Genomic DNA, 17,027 nt, shown 5'->3' on the forward strand with positions numbered 1-17,027 from the left:
CTCTATCTGTTTGTTTTCACGCAATTCCGGGCGCAAAACCGCTGCGCACTTCTGCTGGAATCGATCTAGCCTGCGGCGGTGCTTCGCCGGGAAGATCGGACGCGATTATTTGACAAGGCGTGCCGGGCCAGCCAATACATTTCCGATCGATGGCAATTCCAAATGGTTATGGTCCGGACGGTCGCCGATGTCGTTCGAAGTGCCCAATCTCACTTTGCTCAAGCACTTCGTGACCGTCGCGGAGGACAGGGCGATCTCCAAAGCGGCGAAGCGGCTGCGCATTTCCCAGCCGGCGCTGTCCAAGAACATCAAGCGGCTGGAGGAGCTGCTCGGCACCCGGCTGTTCGAACGGCATTCAGGCGGCGCCGACCTGACACAGACGGGCCTCGCCTTCTTCAACCGGGCCCGCGTGATCGGGCTCGAATATGAGCATGCTATCCAGGAGATCCGAAACCTGCTGTCCGAGCAGGACGCCACGATTCGGATCGCGGCCGGGCCGATCTGGTCGTCGACCATCGTGCCGGCGGCCGCGTCCCGCTTCCACAGGCGTTTTCCGCGCCACCGCCTCTCCGTGCAGACCGGGCCCGTCGACCAACTTATAGACGACCTGCGGCTCGGGCGCGTCGACATCTTTGCCGGCGCCGTCATCGCCAAGAGCCGGCTACCCGGCTTCACCTCGCGCCGCGTTGCGAAGGCGCAACTCGGCATCATGTGCGCCGAACATCATCCACTGGCCAAGGCCGATGGACCGCTCGATCCCATGCAGTTGGTCGCCTATCCCTTCGTGTCTTTCAATCAGAACCGGGACGTGTTGAAATCGCTCTCGGACTGGCTCAAGGAGCGAGGGGCGCCACCGCCGCGCTACCTGCTCGAGACGAGCTCGATCTACACCTGCGCGGAGCTCGCCCGCTCAGGCGACTATCTCTTCTATGAATCGACCATGGTCGCCGGCAGTCCGATCGGACGCGGCCTCGTCGCGCTCCAGACCGAAAAGCCGATCTTCCAGTTCGACCTCGGTTTCGTCTTCCGCCAGGGGCTGGAGAGGCTCGCCCCGCATAACGGGCTGATGAAGGCGATGATGGAGGTGTTCGAGGACAGGGGGCTGCGCAGTTCATCGGCCGAGCCGGGATAGGCCGCGCGGACGACGAGCCCCGCACCGGCGGGACGCCGCTCCGATCATCACATGGCCACGCCAGGATCCCAGCGGATGATCCATTTCTCAAGCATCGAAACGATGGCGAAGCCCGCGATCGCGATGATCGAAGCAGTCAGGATCGCGGCAAAGAGCCGGGGCGCGTTGAAATCGAACATGCTCTGCAGAAGCAGGTAGCCGATGCCCTGGTTGGCGCCGATCCATTCTCCGACGATCGCGCCGAGCACACACATGGTCACCGAGATCTTCAGCGCCGAAAAGACATAGGGCAGAGCGCTGTAGATGCGTATGCGCAGGAACACCTCGGTCCTCGACGCGGAGAGCACATGCATCAGCTCGAGCAGTTGCGGATTGACGGCGCGGAAGCCACGCACCGAATTGACCAAGGTCGGGAAGAAGCAGATCAGCGCGGCGATGACGATCTTCGGCTCGATGCCGTTGCCGAGGATGATCTTCAACACCGGCGCTATCGCCACGATCGGGATGGTCTTCACCAGGATCGCGACAGGGTAGAACATCTCCTCGACGACCTTGTTGTAGACGAAGGACACCGCCACGAGCAGCGCGACGGTGTTGCCGAGGAGGAAGCCCAGGAAGGCTTCCAGGATCGTCGGCCCGGCCGCAGCCAGCAGGAGGGCGCGGTCCTGGGCCAGAGCCCCGGCGACGTCGGTGGGCGCTGGAACCAGATAGGACGGCACGCCGAACAGCGTCACCACGAGTTGCCAGACCGTCAGGGCCAGCAGCAGGCCGAGCATCGCCATGCCGAGCGTGCGTGTCACTTCCGGGCCGGGCAGAATGTGCCAGAGCCAGGGCATCGATGGGCCGGCGGTGCCGACGGAACGTTCCATGCTCATGGCTGTCATCCTGCTCCCAGCATGTCGCGCAGCTTGGCGACGTGGATGCCCAGCTCGGGGGCGTCCTTCAAGGCGAGGTCGCGCTCGTCGGGCAGCTCGATTTCCAGGATTGCGCCGATCCGCGACGGGCGGCGGCTCATGACCACGACCCTCTGCGACAGGAAGACGGCCTCCTGCAGGGAATGCGTGACGAAGACGATCGTCATGCCGCTCTGCTTCCAGATGCGCAGCAGCTCGACATTGAGCGTGTCGCGCACCAGTTCGTCGAGCGCTCCGAAAGGCTCGTCCATCAGGAGCACTTTCGGTCGGGTAACCAGCGCGCGGGCGATCGACACACGCTGGCGCATGCCGCCCGAAAGTTCGGAGGGCAAGGCGTCCTCGAAGCCTTCGAGCTCGACGAGTTTCAGCGCCTCGCGCGGGTCCATGAAGTTCCCGCCCCTGGGATCGGCGCCGCCGACTTCGAGCGGCAGGCGGACATTGTCGATCACCTTGGCCCAGGGCATCAGCACCGATTGCTGGAACACCATCGAAAAGGTGCGGGACGCACGCGCCGCCGACGGCGCGCCGTCGAAAATACGAACCATGCCCTCCGATGGTTGGATGATGTCGGCGATGGTGCGCAACAGCGTGGACTTGCCGCAGCCCGAATGGCCGATCAGGGAGACGAACTCGCCTTCGCGAATGCTGAGCGAGACGTTGTCGATGGCGCGCACGGCCTTCGCACTGCCGCCGAACGTCACCGCCACATTGTCGATCTCGATCGCCGTGCGGACCGGCGCTTGGCCGGCCGACGGCGATATCGCCGCGGTTGCCGGACGCGCCATGCGGGTCACCGCTTCGTCCGTTGCGCGGCCTTCAGAATGCGGTCGTCGAAGACGCTATCCGCAGTCAGGTCCGGTTTCACTTCGCCAATCTTCGCATAGGTCTGCAGCGTGGTATCCCAACGATCCTTGCTGATGTTGCCGAAGCCATGCTCACGCGTGTCGTCGCTGTAGATGAAGTCCTTGACGATGACCTTGAGGGAGGCCAGTTCCTTGTCCTTCTCGATGGCGCTCGACATGGAGGCGACCATGTCGACGGCCTCCTCGGGATGGTCGGCCGCGTAGGCCCAGCCTTTGTCGCAGGCTTCCAGGAACTTGACCAGCATGTCGCTGTCGGCAGCGATCAGGTCCGCCCGCGCAATATAGTAATTGGACTGGAACTGCAGCCCGTTGTCCCAGATGCTCTGCGTGTTGTAGCCGCCGGGGTGCTGGATAATCGGCGCGTTCTGGGCGACATTGGTTGGCCATGAGGCCACGACATCCACCTGGTCCTGCAGGAGGCCGGGCACCTGCGCCTGGATGAAGGTGATGTCCTCGAATTTGAGGCCGCTGTGGTCCAGCACGGCCTTCACCTGCGCCATTGCGTTCTGGCCAGCGCCGACGCGTTTGCCCTTCCAGTCGGCAACCGATTTGATGTTGGACTCCGCCAGCGAATAGAATGTCAGCGGCGCCTTCTGGAAGGCAGCACCAAAGGTCCTGATCGGCAGGCCCTGGTTCGCCGCATACATGATCTCGGGCGCATAGGTCGTAGCGATCTGCGCCACGCCGGAAAGCGTTTCCTGAACCGTATTGGAATTCGGTCCGCCCGGCAGGATCTCCACGTCGAGCCCCTTCTCGGCGAAATAACCCTTCTTCAGGGCGACGATCTCGCCGGCCGAGGCCGCATTGTAGAGCCAGGCGAGCTGCAGCTTGACCTGCTTTTCCTGGGCAGATGCAGGCCCGGCGAAACCGAGAGCGCCGGCAGTGACGGCCAGGGTCGCGGCGGCGGCCAGGAATGAACGTCGGCTGATCATCATTATCCTCCGGTCGGACAAGCGCAACGAACTGATATCGGCAGGATAGTCCGCACGGCGCGGCCGGACATCATAACATGGTTCTGCGAAGCCATTCCATGTGGTTATGGGCCCAACGCAGAGCGGCAGGTCGGTGTGCATTTTCTGGGGAGGACACTTGCGCAGCCGGAGCCAGCAGCGCCATTAAGTTGACTAATGCGATCATGTTATTTACCAGCGCCTTCTATGGAGGCCTGCCCTCGGCGAGCCGCCACCGCATCCGCAGCGCAAGTCCGAAGGCCCCGCAGTGCTTCATCCCCTCAAAACCAAGGTCAACCGCACCACCGTTCTCGCAACGGCGATGCTTTCACTCCAGGCGTCGATCGCAATCGCCCAGGAGCCCACCATGCTTGAAGGCATAACCGTCGAGGCCGAGAGCGACGACATCCTGGTCCAGGACGGCTACGTGGCCACGCGGGACCGCATCGGCACCAAGGTCGACACGCCGATCGTGGAGATCCCGCAGTCGATCTCGGTGGTGACCCAGGACCAGATCGAAGACCAGAAGCCGCGCACGCTCAACGAATCCCTCGGCTATACGGCGGGCGTCAACCCCAACGCCTTTGGCTTCGACACCCGTTACGATGCTTTCTACCTGCGTGGTTTTCCCGCCTATTACAACGGCATGTTCCGCGACGGGCTGCGCCAGTACAACGGCCCCTCGGCCTGGTTCCGCACCGAGCCCTACGGCATCGAGGGCATTACCATCCTCAAGGGCCCGTCCTCGTCGCTCTACGGCGTCAGCGGCCCCGGCGGTATCGTCAACGTGGTGACCAAGCGTCCGAAGGAGGACCGCTTCCGCGAGGTCGAGCTGCTCTTCGGCGATAACAACCGCTACCAGGCCGCCTTCGATTTTTCCGGCCCGGCCAACGAGGCGGAAACCATCCTCTACCGCTTCACCGGCCTTGGCCGCCTCGCCGACACCGACCTTCCGGGCTATTCCGACGACACGCTCTATCTGGCGCCCGCCGTCACCTTCCAGCCTGACGAGGGAACCAGTCTCACCATCCTCGGCGAATATTCGCAGGCGCTCACCGGCAGCACGGCGTGGTTCAACAATCCGTCCTACGGCAAGGTATCGGACCTCTATGAGGGCGACCCGGACTGGAACGATTTCAAGCAGAAGCAGGGTCGTATCGGTTACGAATTCGAGCACCGCTTCAACGACGTCGTGACGGTGCGCCAGAACCTGCGCTTCAACGCGGTCGACGCCGACCTGAAATATAGCGGCTTCTACCCCGCGCCGCCGTCGCGGAGCTGGGGCCACTACAAGGAGAACGTGAAGAACTTCGTCGTGGACAACATGGCGCAGTTCGAGTTCGACACCGGTCCGCTCTCGCATGTCGCCCTGGCCGGCTTCGACTATGCCTGGTCCGACTACGACGCCCGCTCGGCCTCGTCCCTCGTTTCGATCGGCGATATCGAGACGGCGCCGTTCTACTTCGCCGGCAGCCAGAAGATGAATCAGTACGGCCTCTATCTTCACGACCAGATCCAATGGAACGACTGGACGCTCTTCGCGAGCAGCCGCCAGGACTGGGTCGACAGCGACAGCACCGACTACCGGCTGACCGAGACCGACCAGCGGGACAGCGCCTTCTCGGGCCGCCTCGCCCTTTCCTACCGGACGCCGTGGGGCATCATCCCCTATGCGAACTACTCGACGTCCTTCTCGCCCAATCTGGGTTTCGTCTATGACAGCGTGACCAATGAGCGAAGCGTCGCGAAGCCGACAAAGGCCGAGCAGGTGGAGTTCGGCGTCAAATACGAGATCCCCGATCAGAACGCGATCCTGAGCATGGCCTATTTCGACATCCGGCAGAGGGACGGCGTCGTTCTCGACGGCACATTCGACGATGCCGGCAACCAGCGGCAGCGCCAGCTCGACCTGCACTCCCGCGGCCTCGAACTGGAAGCCAACGCCACCTTCGACAACGGTTTCGGCCTCATCGCCTCCTACACCTACATGCGCATGACGATCGACCAGGGCGCCGCCGGGACTGTCGGCAAGGAATTGTCGTCCACGCCCAACCACATCGCTTCTCTCTGGGGCCACTACGAATTCCGCGACGGCGTGGCGGCCGGCCTCGGGCTGGGCGCCGGCGTGCGCTACGTCGGCGAGAGCTACGGCGACGATTTCAACACCTTCAAGAACGAGGCCCGCACCTTCGTCGACGCGGCGCTGTCCTACGACTTCGGCGTCCAGAACCCGGACTGGGAGGGCGTGTCGCTGCAGGTCAACGCGAAGAACCTGTTCGACGAGAGAAAGCCGGTCTGCACCGTCGGCAACTGCTACTGGGATGAGGGACGCTCGGTCTTCGGCAGCCTGCGCTACCGGTTCTGACTATGGCTGCGTTCTCCGAAGGCGCCCGGTCTCCCGCCGCCGTGGTCGCGGCGGTCGGCGGCCTCTATGTCGCGCAGAGCGTCATCGGCGGCATCACGTGGACAGGGCTTCCGGCGGTCATGCGCGACCAGGGCCTGCCGCTCGACAGCGTCGGGCTGCTCTCGCTGATCGCCTTGCCCTGGGCGCTGAAGTTCCTGTGGGCGCCGATGGTGGAAGGGTTCAGGCTGCCGCCCGTCGGGCGGAACCGCTCGGGCCTCATCGTCGCCATCGGCGGCGCGATCTGCGTGGCCGGCCTCAGCCTGGTCGGCGCGGTCGGCCCCGCGGCACTGGGAACAGTGCTGGCCTGCCTGACCGTCGTCGCCTTCGCCGCCGCGACGGTCGACATCGCGTGCGACGGCTATGCCGTCGAGAGCCTCAACCGGGCGCAGCACGGCTGGGGCAACGCCGCCCAGGTCGGCGGCGCCTATCTCGGTTCGGCCATCGGCGGCGGCCTGTTCCTCCTCCTGGTCGCCGCCTATGGGTGGCCGCCGGCCATCTGGAGCATGGCCGCGCTGATCGCCTTGCTCGGCCTGCCCTTCATCCTGCATGTCCGTTCCCGGACAACCGCCGAAAAGCGGCCGCACGTTCCCTCGCTCGCAGCCGCCCTGCGTCGTCCCGAAATACGCCGGGGCCTTGCGGCGGCGGCAATCTACGTCCTGGCCCAGAAGGCAGCGCTGATGATGCTCGGGCCCTTCCTGATCGATGCCGGACTCGGTCTCGCGGAACTCGGATTGGTCAACGGCGCCGGCAGCCTGATCGTCGGCTTTGCCGCGGCGCTGGCCGGCGGCGCGCTGGTTAGGGTTTTCGGCGCGCGCGCCATGCTTGTAGGCGCGCTTCTGCTGCAGGCTGCGGCGCTGTTCCTGTTCGCAGCCCACGGTTCGATCGTGAAGATTCCCAGCCCGATACTGGTCGCCGTCGCGATCGCCAGTTCCTCCGGCATCATGGCGCTCGGCTTCGTCGCGCTCTACGCCCAGTTCATGCATTGGTCGGATCCTCGCCAGGGTGGCGTCGACTTCACGCTCTTCCAGTCGATGGACGCCTTGATCAGCATGATCGGCGGCGTGCTGGCGGGCTATGCCGCCGAATATCTCGGCTACGGCATATTCTTCGGCGGGGCGGGTGTGATCGCCCTGGCGGCCGTGCCGGCGATCGCGTTTGTGGTCGGCCGGACGACCGCGCCGCAGGCAATAGAACAGCAAAGGCGGCGCGACGAGAGGCTGCCGATCGGAGAACGCGGATGAACGCCACAAGCCCACTAAGCGCACGCACCCTCGTGCCGCTGCGCTCGCCCGATACGGTGATGGCGCAACTCCGCGAACATTTCGGCGAGCATGGCGTCATCAGCGGCGACGACGGAAGCTGGTCCGTCGTCTTCGACATCGGCACGGCCACCGCCAGCCGTCAGGGCGGTGGCATCGCCTTCAGCGTGGAAGCGCGCGACGATACCTCGCTTGCCTATCTGCAATGGAGCGTCGCCGAGCATGTGTGCGAATTCGCGCCCGGCGAGACCCCCGAGATTGCGTGGGACGGCGGCACACAGCCCGGCGCGCCGCTGCCCTATTTCCGCGAGATGCGGGTTCTGCGCGCGACCCAGGTCACGCCCGCCATGCGCCGGCTGACACTGGGCGGCGAGAAGCTCGACCGGTTCGCCCATGACGGGCTGCATGTCAGGCTGCTGCTCGCGCCGAAGCCGGGCATAACGCCGGTTTGGCCGGTGATGGCAGCCGATGGCCGTCAAGCCTGGCCTGATGGCGAGCGGCCGGTGGCGCGCGTCTATACGATCCGCAGGATCGACGTCGAGGCGGGCGAGGTCGACATCGACTTCGTGCTGCATGAAGGCGACGAGATGCCGGGCGCGGTTTTCGGCCGCGATGCCCGCGCGGGCGACGTCGTCGGCATGACGGGTCCCGGCGGCGGCACGCTCCCGCCGGCTCCGCATCATCTCTTCTTCGGCGACGAGACGGCGCTGCCGGCCATCTCGCGCATGCTGGAGGAATTGCCGGAAAAGGCGCGGGCCAGTGCCTTCATCGAGATCGCCGATCCATCCGAACGGCAGGAGCTTGCGCTGCGGCCGGGAATAGAACTGGAATGGCTGTCGCGCGAAGGCCGCCCGGCGGGCACCACGACGCTGCTCGCCGACCGCCTGCGCGCGCTCGATCCCGGGCATTGGCAAGCCGGTACCTATGTCTGGGCCGGCTGCGAACAGACAGCCGCACGGAGCATCCGCTCCTTTCTCAAATCCGAACGCCGGATGCCTAGGCAACAATATCTCGTCGCCGCCTATTGGCGTCGGGGCCAGGCCGGCGAGGTCGAGGATTAGTCGGCCGCGACGATTGGTCTGCCACAGAGCGATACCATCCGGTAAGCCCGTCACGGCAACAAGGGGTGCTACAATGTTGCGAAAGCATTTCATGCCGCGCCAGGAATGAAGCCATGTAAGCGATGGTTTACAAGGGCTACGCCGCCCGGACCGAGTTCGATGCAGAGGATGAGATCTTCATCGGCCGCATCGCCGGCATTCACGATTTCGTCGGCTTCCATGCCGACAATGTGGCCGATCTCATAACCGCCTTTCATGAGGCGGTGAATGATTGCGTCGAGACCTGCGTCGCAGGCGATCGCGTCTAGCCAGCTGCCGGCGTCAGCATGGTGAGCTTCAGATCCTGGCGGCCGGCGAGCGCGAAAGTCACCTGCTCATAACGCAGGAAGCCGCGCTCGGGATGGCGAAAGGTCCGCTCGCCGCCTTCCCGCCCCATCACCCAGTGCTCGTGCCAGAACCGCCGGAACAAGGCGCTCTGCCGGCCGAGATCCTCGACCAGCAGCCGTATCGCGGGATCGTCGAGATGGGCGCTGACATCGGCGCGGAACTCCGCGACGACACGGCGCGCTCGCTCGTCATAGTCGCAGATCAGAGACCGGGCCGGCGGCGCCAAGAAGATGAAGCGCAGGAGGTTGCGGTCATCAGGCGCGTCCAGCCAGCCGGAGAAGAGTTGTTCGGCATGGACGTTCCAACTCCTGGCCGTCCAGCTGCGGTCGAGAACATAGGCCGGCGCCGCGATCAGCTCGACCGAGGCGAGCACCGCAGGCGGAACGACGTCGGTGTCCACGCCACCGTGACCAGGATCGCGGCGATCGGCCAGTTCGAAGAGATAGGCCCTTTCGGCGCGGCCGAGACGCAGCGCCGTGGCGAGGCGCGCGAGTGCGGCCGCCGACAGCGACATGTCCCGCCCCTGTTCCAGCCAGGTGTACCAGGTAACGCTCAGGCCGCAGAGCTGGGCCATCTCCTCCCGTCGCAGGCCGGGCGTCCTGCGCCTGCTGCCTGCCGGCAGGCCGAGCTCGGACGGCTTCAGCTTTTCGCGCAGCGCTCGCACGAAGTCGCCGAGCTCGCGCCGGCGGTCGGGGGATCTTTCCTTGACCATGGTGCAATACATACCAGTATAAATTCAGGCCTGAAACCGGTATCAGAAAGATGGCATAGACGAGGGGAGCGGGGCGTTTTCCTTTCGGAACGCAGGTGACGCTCCGGCATCGTGCTTTGCGAAGCCCGATGCGACAGCCAGACAGCCATGCGGAGACGGACCGATGTCCAATGAGAAAAGTCACGAAGCCCTGGTGGGCGGTCAGTTCGGAGCACGCGCGGAAGCCTATCTGAGGAGCTCCGTGCATGCGCAAAGCGCCGATCTCTCGGCGCTCGCCGCATTGCTGGAGGACAAGCCCGACGCGCGCGTGCTCGACCTCGGTTGCGGCGGCGGCCATGTGACCTTCAACGTGGCGCCGCTGGTGCGCGAGGTCGTCGCTTACGACCTGTCGCCGGAGATGCTGGAGGTCGTGGCCCGCGCAGCCGCGGAGCGCGGGCTCGCCAATGTGGCCACCGAGCGCGGCATGGTGGAGAAGCTGCCCTTCGAGGACGGCAGCTTCGACGTCGTGCTCAGCCGCTTCAGCGCGCATCACTGGAGCGACCTCGACGCAGGCCTGCGCGAGGCGGCACGGGTGCTCAAGCCGGGCGGCATGGCCGCCTTCGCCGACACCGTGACATCGGGCATGGCCGTCGTCGACACGTTCCTCCAGGCGATCGAACTGCTGCGCGACTGTTCGCATGTGCGCGACTATTCGCGCGCCGAATGGGAGGCCGCGATCGGCCGCGCCGGGCTGCTTCCCGGCACCACGCGCCAGTTCCGCCTGCGCCTCGATTTCACGACCTGGGTCGAGCGCATGAGCACGCCAAGGCTTCAGGTCGAAGCGATCCGCGCCCTGCAGACGAGCGTGTCGCCTCGTGCAACGAGGCATTTCGACACCGAAGCCGACGGTAGCTATTCGATCGATGTCGGCCTGTTCGAGGCGACGAAGGCGGCCGCATGACGGTTCGCGGGCAGCGGCGTGGCGTCAACGCGCCGCTGGTTTTCCGCGCATCCTGAGCAACTTCTTCGGCGCCAAACGCTGCCAGGCACGTTCGAGCCTGTGCGCCAGTTCCCGCGGCTCGATGTCATGAACATGCACGAGGAAACAGGGCCAGCCCTTGTAGTGACCGGTCTCGAAGTAGATGTCGGGCGCCGCCGCCATCAGTATCTCCTTCTCCTCGAGGTCGACCATGACCACGGCGGTGTCGGCATTCTTGACCCGGCACAAGAGCTTCTTGCCGACGCGTAACGCCGGCGTGCCGTAGGAGATGCCTTCCTCGACGCCGGGAAGTGCTTCGGCAGCCTTGCGCAGCCTGTCGAAAGCCGGCGAAAGATCTTCGGTAGTTTCCGCTTTGCCCGAAGTGTCAGGCTGCGAAGCGCTCGGCTTCCGAGGCATAGTAATTGATATAGCGCGTGCTGAGCGCGGAGACCGGCAGCACGATGAAGACGTCGGTCGTGCAGAAATCGTGGTCGATCACGCAGCCGTCGCCGATCTTGGCGCCGAGGCGGAGATAGCCTTTGATCAAAGGCGGCATGGCGGCGATCGCCGCACGAGGGCTGACCGCATCAGGAGGCAGAAGATCCATCGCATGGTAGCGCTCGGCTACGGCCCGGACATGCCAGGCGCCCTCGGCCCGGCAATGATGGGCAAGGTAGGAGAGCGCCTCGGCATGATCCGCCGGGGATGTGCCGTGGAAGGAGGCGCAGCCGGTCATCACCCCGATCGTGTAGTGGTTGATATAGGCCCAGATGCCCTGCCACAGCACCTCGATCGTGCGCTTCGAGCGATAGGCCGGCAACACGCAGGAGCGGCCGAGCTCGAGGAAGTTCAGGCCGGGATGGCGCGCGACCAGCTTCTCCAGCTCGAATTCGTCATTGGAGTAGAAGCCGCCGGCGGCGGTCGCCTTTTCCTGACGCAGCAGCCGGTAGGTGCCGACGATTCGCCTGTGCTCGGGACCGGGAAGCGCGGTGTCGAAGACCAGGAGATGGTCGCAGATCGCATCGAAGCGATCCGCGTCACGCTGGTCGAGCGCATGGGCGACGTCGCGCCTGGCGCCAAGTTCGTCGTAGAAGACGCGATAGCGTACTTCCTGGGCAGCGGCGATCTCGGACGGATCGCGCGCGAGTCGCACCTCCAGCGAACCGATGCGTCCCAGGGTCGCCCCGGTGTCGATTCCATCGAACCTGCGGCCGAACAGTGCCGTGTCCGTGGCGCTTGTAAGACTGTCGCGCTCGGGCATCGCAGTCTGCACGGGTGATTCTCCTTCGAGCCATCCCTCGTGGCGCGGGGATAAGCAGGCAGTGCAACAGGACTATGACACTAACGTGAACCGCCGGGGTGGGCAATAGTTCGGCGGCTCGTCCCAGGATGGCGAAACCATGACCGGCAGTCGACCTATGCGGCTTCAACCGGCTCGGCGTGCCCGCCAAGCCGGCCAACGATCGGCTGCGGCGGCCTGCCCTTTTGCCGGTGCGGCATTGCGGGGACATGACGTTCGCGGACGTATCTCAGGCCGAAGCCTGCTCTTCGATGGCGCTGATCAGTGCGGCGGGATCGAGCGGCTTGACGACGAAACCGCTTGCGCCATGGGCAAGCACATTGTGGCGGGTCTTTTCCTGGCTATCGGCCGAAAGCACCATGATCGGCACGGGGATCGTGCCTTTGTCCTCCTCGTCGCGCCGGATGGCGGCGATTGCGTCCAGCCCGTCCATGACGGGCATGTGCAGATCCATAAGCACGATGTCGTAGCGATGTTTGCGCGCCGGCCCCGTCAGTGCCTCGACAGCCGCCCTGCCGTTGCCAACGACATCGACGCGGTGACCGGCCTTAGTGAGGGCAGCCCGGGCCAGCATGGCGTTGATGTCGTTGTCCTCGGCAAGCAGGACGGACAGCGGCCGCTCCTTGGCGCCCGGGCGCTCTGCCGGCTTTTCCCTGGCGGGGATCAGGTCGGCAGGTGCCGCGAACGGCCGCTCCTTGAGGAGCAGCCGCATCAGCGTCTCCCCGCGGACCGGGCGCGCGAGGAACGTGGAATATCCAGCAGCGCGAAACTCGGCCAGCATGCCGCGATCGGTCGGCGCGATCATGGTGATCGCCTCGGCGGCGGGGAAACCGGACTGCCTGAGGCGCTTCAGCGTGCTGCCGTCGCCACGCTCCAGGCCGGCATCGATCAGGATGGTGTTGCAGCCTTCGGCGAGCGCGGTCGCCTCGGCGAAGCTGCCCGCAATGCCGACAGTGCCGCCATGCGTCCGGATGGTCCTGGCGATGGCCTCGGCCTCGATAGCGCTCCTGGCGAGAACCACCACGCGGCGATCGCCGAGCACCGGCCCTCGCATCAAGGGAGCGTCCCTGGCCTCCGCCGCCGGAATGTCGACAGTGAAGGTCGAGCCGCGACCAAGCTTGCTCGAAAGCTCGATGGTGCCACCCATGGACGCGATGATCCGGCGGGAGATGGCCAGACCGAGCCCTGCGCCGCCGTGACGGCGCGTCGAAGTGCCGTCGGCCTGCTCGAACTCCTCGAATATCCGGCCGAGATCTTCTTCCGCGAGGCCCGGACCGGTATCGGCCACCGTGAAGCGGATGCGGTCCGCCGCCATCTCGACGGCGACCATCACGCCTCCGGCGTCAGTGAACTTCACCGCGTTGCCGATCAGATTGAGCAGAACCTGCCGCAACCGGCCGGGATCGGCCAGGATCGTGGTCGGCACGTCGGGCGCGACGTGGCATCCGATGCCGATGCCCTTGCCGTGCGCCCGCGACGCCAGCAGCTCGACCACATTCTCGGCCAGTTCGCGTGGCGACATCGGCTGGGGCTCGAGTTCGAACCGTCCCGCCTCGATCTTGGAATAATCCAGCAGGTCCTCGATGAGGGCGATGAGAGCGCCGGCCGATGTCGACACGGCGCCGACATAGGTGCGCTGCTCCGGTGTGAGCCGCGTGTCGGCCAGCAGCTTGGCCATGCCCATGATGCCGTTCATCGGCGTGCGGATCTCATGGCTGACCGTCGCCAGGAAGCGCGACTTCGCCTGGTTGGCGAACTCGGCGCGTTCGCGTGCGTTGATCAGCGCCGCCTCGGCGCGTTTCCGGTCGGTGATGTCGCGGGCGATCGCCCGGTGCGAAACGGAGTTGTCGGCTTCGTCGCGGACCGACAGCTCGATCCAGGAGAACCAGCGGACGTCTCCGCCGGCGCGGATGGCGACATCGGTCGAGCTCAGGCATTCGCCCTCGGCGAAGGCCGCGTCGGGCACGACACCGACATCGATGCCGAGATCGACGAGGGTCAGCCCCGCCAGCTCTTGCGGCGCCCGGCCGACGAGATCGGCGAAGACCTGGTTGGCGTAGACGATGCGGCCGTCGCGGTCGCGGTGCACGACGAGGTCGCCAAGCGCGTCGATGAGGCCGCGGAAACGCTCCTCGCTTTCCTGCAGTTCCCAAAGGCGGTCGGCAAGCTTCTCGATCTCTGCGCGGCCGGCGGCCGAGCTCTTGCCCAAGGTCGCGACCAGCCGCCGCTCACGCGCAATACTCCAGCCCAGCAACGATAGCCCACAGAACGACAAGACCAGAAGCATTGTCGACAGGAATGGCGGCGCGCCGCCGACATGGGCTGCACCGGCCAATAGCAGAGCGCAGAACCAGAGGGCCGCCTGCAACCCATGGGAAAGGCGACCTGAAGGCTTCGGCACGGCAGGCGGCTGGACAGGCGACGGCGGACCGCCGCCGATGGCCGCACCATGGGCTTCGACCTGGGTCCTTGCTTCATCCCGCACACGCTCGGCAATCATGAGCCGGAGTATAGCCGAGGTGGATTAGGGAAGCTTTGGGTCGATCGCTACAATTTTAGCTGCTGAGCGCGAGACCTCGATGAGACGGTCTCGTCGCGGCTCACCGTTGGGCCGCCCTGTCGCGCCGCCAATTGAGCAGTTCTTCCAGGATCACCAGAGCCGCGCCGACGGTGATGAAGGTGTCGGCCAGATTGAAGACGGCAAAAGACCACACCGGCGTATGGAAAAGTATGTAGTCGATGACGTGGCCGTAGACGGCACGGTCGACGAGATTGCCGAGCGCGCCGCCGATGATCAGCGTAAAGCCCAGCCTGGCAACGACCTGGTTGCCGTCGGTGCGAAAAGCGAGGAAGAGCACGAAGGCGATGACGGCCAGCGACAGCAGGATCAGCCCGGTGTCGCCGAAGGACGAGAACATCGAAAAGGCGATACCGGTGTTATAGGTGCGGTAGAGAGCGAGAAAGGGAAGCATCTCGACTGCCTCGTGCAGCACCAGCCGCGTCTCGACGAGATGCTTGATCCACTGGTCCAGCGCGACCGCCACGGCAAGGATGACAGCATAGGTCGAAAGCGCTTTGAGCTTCACGCGGTATTCTCCGGACCGAGTTCCAGCGCCTTGCGCCTGACCTCGAACAACATCACGCCAGTGGCCACGGCAAGATTGAGCGAATCGGCGCGACCGGCCTGCGGAATGCGTACCAGCCGGTCGCAGGCCTCCGCCAGCGTGTCGGGCAGGCCCTGCTGCTCGTTGCCCATCAGGAGCAGCACCGGCCGGCCGGCATAGTCGATCGCGCGGTAGTCGACCGCTCCCTTAAGATGGGTGCCCGCGACAAGGCCGGCAAATCCCTTGCGCCACTGCAGAAACGCCTCGGCATTGGCCCGGGCGACCGGAACGGCGAAGATCGAGCCCATCGTGGCCCGGACCGTCTCGATCGAGAACGGGTCCGTGGTCTCGCCAACCAGGATGACGCCCTTGGCCCCGACCGCGTCGGCTGTACGGATGACGGTGCCCAGATTGCCTGGGTCGCGCACCCGGTCGAGCGCGACCCAGACATCCTGGCCGGAGGGGCGGATATCTTTCAGTGGCACGTAGCGCTGGGAGAAGACACCGACCACCATCTGCGGATTATCGCGCCGGGTGATCGCCGACAACACTTTCTCGCTGACCTCCAGGACGAGGCCGCCGGCCGCGACAGTGCGCGCCGCCACCTTCTCCACCGCGGCGTTGCCGCGCCCCGACTTGGCAAAAACCAGCGTCCTGATCGTCCAGCCGAGGTCGAGCGCGTCGATGACGAGCTTCAGCCCTTCCGCGAGGAAGGCGTTCTGCTGGTCGCGGAACTTCTTCAGCGCCAGCGCCCTGATATCCTTGACCAGCGGGTTGGAGAGGCTGGTGACCTCCTTCACCTGGCCTACGGCACGATGTCCTTCACTCATTGCGCCACCCATCGCGAGAAGAGCGAGGTCGACAGCGCGCGGCCGGCCGACTTCTCGCGGATCACCAGTTCGCCCGACTCGACCGTGCCGCCCATGCCGGCGAAGGTATCGCGCATCAGCGCATGGATGGCGAAAAACGAAGCACGGATCGAATAGGCGGTGAGCACGACCGCCAACGGCTTCGGAGAGAGAATCGAGCGGCAGATATCCGCCAGCGCCGGCAGGTGCTCGAACAATTGCCACACCTCGCCCTTGGGTCCGCGCCCATAGGCCGGCGGATCGAAGAGGATGATGTCGTAGCTGTTGCCGCGGCGCTCCTCGCGCTCTGCGAATTTCATGGCGTCCTCGACGATCCAGCGGATCGGCCTGTCGGTCAGCCGCGCGACTTCCTGGTTCTCCCGGGCCCAGCCGATCGCCTTCTTCGAGGCATCGACATGGGTGACCTCGGCGCCGGCCCTGGCCGCGACCAGCGAGGCGAGGCCGGTATAGCCGAACAGGTTGAGCACCTTCACCGGGCGGCCCGCCCCAGCGATCAGCCCGGCCATGTGGTCCCAATGCGACGCCTGCTCTGGGAAGACGCCGACATGGCGGAAAGAGGTGAAACGGCCGAGATAGTCGATCCCGTCATGACGCATCGGCCAGGTCTCGCCGAGCGGAGCGCCCGGGAAGCGCCACCGGCCCATGCCTTCCTCGTCGGTGTCACCGGTGAAGACGGCGTCGACGCGTTCCCACTCGCGCGCCGGCAGCGCGCGCTGCCAGATCGCCTGGCCTTCCGGCCGCACGATGCGATAGGGGCCGTACTGCTCCAGCTTCTCCCCGCCGCCGCTGTCGAGCAGCGCGTAGTCGGCATTGGGCGCGACCTCAAGGATCAGCGGCAGCCTTTCGGCCGGCAACATCCCCTCGCGCCTGCCAAGCACGCGGGACGGCGTCTGCGAAGACACGGTCCTGTCGGCGCGCGGCTCACGCTGCGCTTCGGCAACCGGCCGCTGCCGCTCCGGCGCCTGACGGTCGCGCGCGACCTCGCCGGGCCTGGCGCCGGGCCGCGAGCGGTGTTGTCGCTTGTCACGCGACGGTTTCAAATCGGAGAGCCTCCGGAAAGCATCGGCCGCTTTTGGCATAGCGCCATGCGCCGCGCAACCAATGGCGGATCACG

At 65.5% G+C, this 17,027-nt stretch carries 16 protein-coding genes; 6 read left to right on the forward strand and 10 right to left on the reverse strand.

Translation table 11 applies throughout. From position 1 onward, the window contains the following. Window positions 1-187 precede the first annotated feature (187 nt). Window positions 188-1,132, forward strand: a complete 945-nt coding sequence (locus JN302_RS01325; RefSeq protein ID WP_202331338.1) for a LysR family transcriptional regulator — start codon at window positions 188-190, stop codon at window positions 1,130-1,132. 47 nt (window positions 1,133-1,179) lie between these two features. Here the strand turns inward: JN302_RS01325 and JN302_RS01330 are convergent, their stop codons facing one another. From JN302_RS01330 to JN302_RS01340, 3 genes are read right to left on the reverse strand one after another with little or no spacing between them, the layout of a single operon-like run. Further along, a complete protein-coding gene (locus JN302_RS01330; protein ID WP_202331339.1) occupies window positions 1,180-2,007 on the reverse strand; it encodes an ABC transporter permease in 828 nt (275 codons plus the stop codon). 5 nt (window positions 2,008-2,012) lie between these two features. Then, window positions 2,013-2,831, reverse strand: coding sequence for an ABC transporter ATP-binding protein (locus JN302_RS01335; RefSeq protein WP_202331340.1), 819 nt, complete (start codon window positions 2,829-2,831; stop codon window positions 2,013-2,015). Between the two features lie 5 nt (window positions 2,832-2,836). After that, entirely contained in the window at window positions 2,837-3,841 is a 1,005-nt protein-coding gene (locus tag JN302_RS01340) for an ABC transporter substrate-binding protein (RefSeq protein WP_202309755.1), read from the reverse strand. A 286-nt stretch (window positions 3,842-4,127) separates the two neighbouring features. Between JN302_RS01340 and JN302_RS01345 the strand changes: the two genes are divergently transcribed. From JN302_RS01345 to JN302_RS01360, 4 genes are all read left to right on the forward strand, one after another. Continuing rightward, a complete protein-coding gene (locus tag JN302_RS01345) occupies window positions 4,128-6,224 on the forward strand; it encodes a TonB-dependent siderophore receptor (protein WP_244846153.1) in 2,097 nt (698 codons plus the stop codon). Window positions 6,225-6,226: 2 nt separating this feature from the next. Further along, window positions 6,227-7,504, forward strand: a complete 1,278-nt coding sequence (locus JN302_RS01350; RefSeq protein WP_202331342.1) for an MFS transporter — start codon at window positions 6,227-6,229, stop codon at window positions 7,502-7,504. After that, window positions 7,501-8,583: a siderophore-interacting protein gene (locus JN302_RS01355; RefSeq protein WP_202331343.1), complete on the forward strand. Its 1,083-nt coding sequence runs from the start codon at window positions 7,501-7,503 to the stop codon at window positions 8,581-8,583. The genes JN302_RS01350 and JN302_RS01355 overlap by 4 nt, the downstream gene beginning before the upstream one ends. Window positions 8,584-8,705: 122 nt before the next feature. Continuing rightward, window positions 8,706-8,891, forward strand: a complete 186-nt coding sequence (locus JN302_RS01360; protein WP_202331344.1) for a type II toxin-antitoxin system HicB family antitoxin — start codon at window positions 8,706-8,708, stop codon at window positions 8,889-8,891. On the opposite strand, the gene JN302_RS01365 is transcribed toward JN302_RS01360, so the two are convergent. Beyond that, on the reverse strand, window positions 8,888-9,682 hold the full coding sequence (locus JN302_RS01365; RefSeq protein WP_202331345.1) for a helix-turn-helix transcriptional regulator: 795 nt from the start codon (window positions 9,680-9,682) through the stop codon (window positions 8,888-8,890). The genes JN302_RS01360 and JN302_RS01365 overlap by 4 nt on opposite strands. 163 nt (window positions 9,683-9,845) lie before the next feature. Here JN302_RS01365 and JN302_RS01370 point away from each other — a divergent pair, with 163 nt between their 5' ends. Next, a complete protein-coding gene (locus tag JN302_RS01370) occupies window positions 9,846-10,622 on the forward strand; it encodes a class I SAM-dependent methyltransferase (RefSeq protein WP_202331346.1) in 777 nt (258 codons plus the stop codon). A gap of 24 nt (window positions 10,623-10,646) precedes the next feature. On the opposite strand, the gene JN302_RS01375 is transcribed toward JN302_RS01370, so the two are convergent. The 6 genes from JN302_RS01375 to JN302_RS01400 form a co-directional block, all read right to left on the reverse strand. Next, window positions 10,647-11,057: an MmcQ/YjbR family DNA-binding protein gene (locus JN302_RS01375; protein WP_202331347.1), complete on the reverse strand. Its 411-nt coding sequence runs from the start codon at window positions 11,055-11,057 to the stop codon at window positions 10,647-10,649. Continuing rightward, window positions 11,026-11,901, reverse strand: coding sequence for a GNAT family N-acetyltransferase (locus JN302_RS01380; RefSeq protein ID WP_202334143.1), 876 nt, complete (start codon window positions 11,899-11,901; stop codon window positions 11,026-11,028). The genes JN302_RS01375 and JN302_RS01380 overlap by 32 nt, the downstream gene beginning before the upstream one ends. Before the next feature lie 268 nt (window positions 11,902-12,169). Beyond that, entirely contained in the window at window positions 12,170-14,440 is a 2,271-nt protein-coding gene (locus JN302_RS01385) for a hybrid sensor histidine kinase/response regulator (protein ID WP_202331348.1), read from the reverse strand. Window positions 14,441-14,540: 100 nt separating this feature from the next. Continuing rightward, entirely contained in the window at window positions 14,541-15,026 is a 486-nt protein-coding gene (gene lspA / locus JN302_RS01390; protein WP_202309764.1) for a signal peptidase II, read from the reverse strand. After that, window positions 15,023-15,874, reverse strand: a complete 852-nt coding sequence (locus JN302_RS01395) for a TrmH family RNA methyltransferase (RefSeq protein WP_202309765.1) — start codon at window positions 15,872-15,874, stop codon at window positions 15,023-15,025. Before JN302_RS01395 ends, lspA begins: the two co-directional genes overlap by 4 nt. Next, entirely contained in the window at window positions 15,871-16,953 is a 1,083-nt protein-coding gene (locus tag JN302_RS01400) for a class I SAM-dependent rRNA methyltransferase (protein WP_202309766.1), read from the reverse strand. Before JN302_RS01400 ends, JN302_RS01395 begins: the two co-directional genes overlap by 4 nt. Between the last annotated feature and the right edge of the window lie 74 nt (window positions 16,954-17,027).

The sequence above is a fragment of the Mesorhizobium sp. L-8-3 genome (assembly GCF_016756615.1).
Classification (GTDB): Bacteria; Pseudomonadota; Alphaproteobacteria; order Rhizobiales; family Rhizobiaceae.

Coding starts and splice junctions, on each gene's coding strand:
- JN302_RS01325 (WP_202331338.1), top strand. CDS start 188: ATGTCGTTCGAAGTGCCCAATCTCACTTTGCTCAAGCACTTCGTGACC.
- JN302_RS01330 (WP_202331339.1), bottom strand. CDS start 2,007: ATGAGCATGGAACGTTCCGTCGGCACCGCCGGCCCATCGATGCCCTGG.
- JN302_RS01335 (WP_202331340.1), bottom strand. CDS start 2,831: ATGGCGCGTCCGGCAACCGCGGCGATATCGCCGTCGGCCGGCCAAGCG.
- JN302_RS01340 (WP_202309755.1), bottom strand. CDS start 3,841: ATGATCAGCCGACGTTCATTCCTGGCCGCCGCCGCGACCCTGGCCGTC.
- JN302_RS01350 (WP_202331342.1), top strand. CDS start 6,227: ATGGCTGCGTTCTCCGAAGGCGCCCGGTCTCCCGCCGCCGTGGTCGCG.
- JN302_RS01355 (WP_202331343.1), top strand. CDS start 7,501: ATGAACGCCACAAGCCCACTAAGCGCACGCACCCTCGTGCCGCTGCGC.
- JN302_RS01360 (WP_202331344.1), top strand. CDS start 8,706: ATGGTTTACAAGGGCTACGCCGCCCGGACCGAGTTCGATGCAGAGGAT.
- JN302_RS01365 (WP_202331345.1), bottom strand. CDS start 9,682: ATGGTCAAGGAAAGATCCCCCGACCGCCGGCGCGAGCTCGGCGACTTC.
- JN302_RS01370 (WP_202331346.1), top strand. CDS start 9,846: ATGTCCAATGAGAAAAGTCACGAAGCCCTGGTGGGCGGTCAGTTCGGA.
- JN302_RS01375 (WP_202331347.1), bottom strand. CDS start 11,057: ATGCCTCGGAAGCCGAGCGCTTCGCAGCCTGACACTTCGGGCAAAGCG.
- JN302_RS01380 (WP_202334143.1), bottom strand. CDS start 11,901: ATGCCCGAGCGCGACAGTCTTACAAGCGCCACGGACACGGCACTGTTC.
- JN302_RS01385 (WP_202331348.1), bottom strand. CDS start 14,440: ATGATTGCCGAGCGTGTGCGGGATGAAGCAAGGACCCAGGTCGAAGCC.
- JN302_RS01395 (WP_202309765.1), bottom strand. CDS start 15,874: ATGAGTGAAGGACATCGTGCCGTAGGCCAGGTGAAGGAGGTCACCAGC.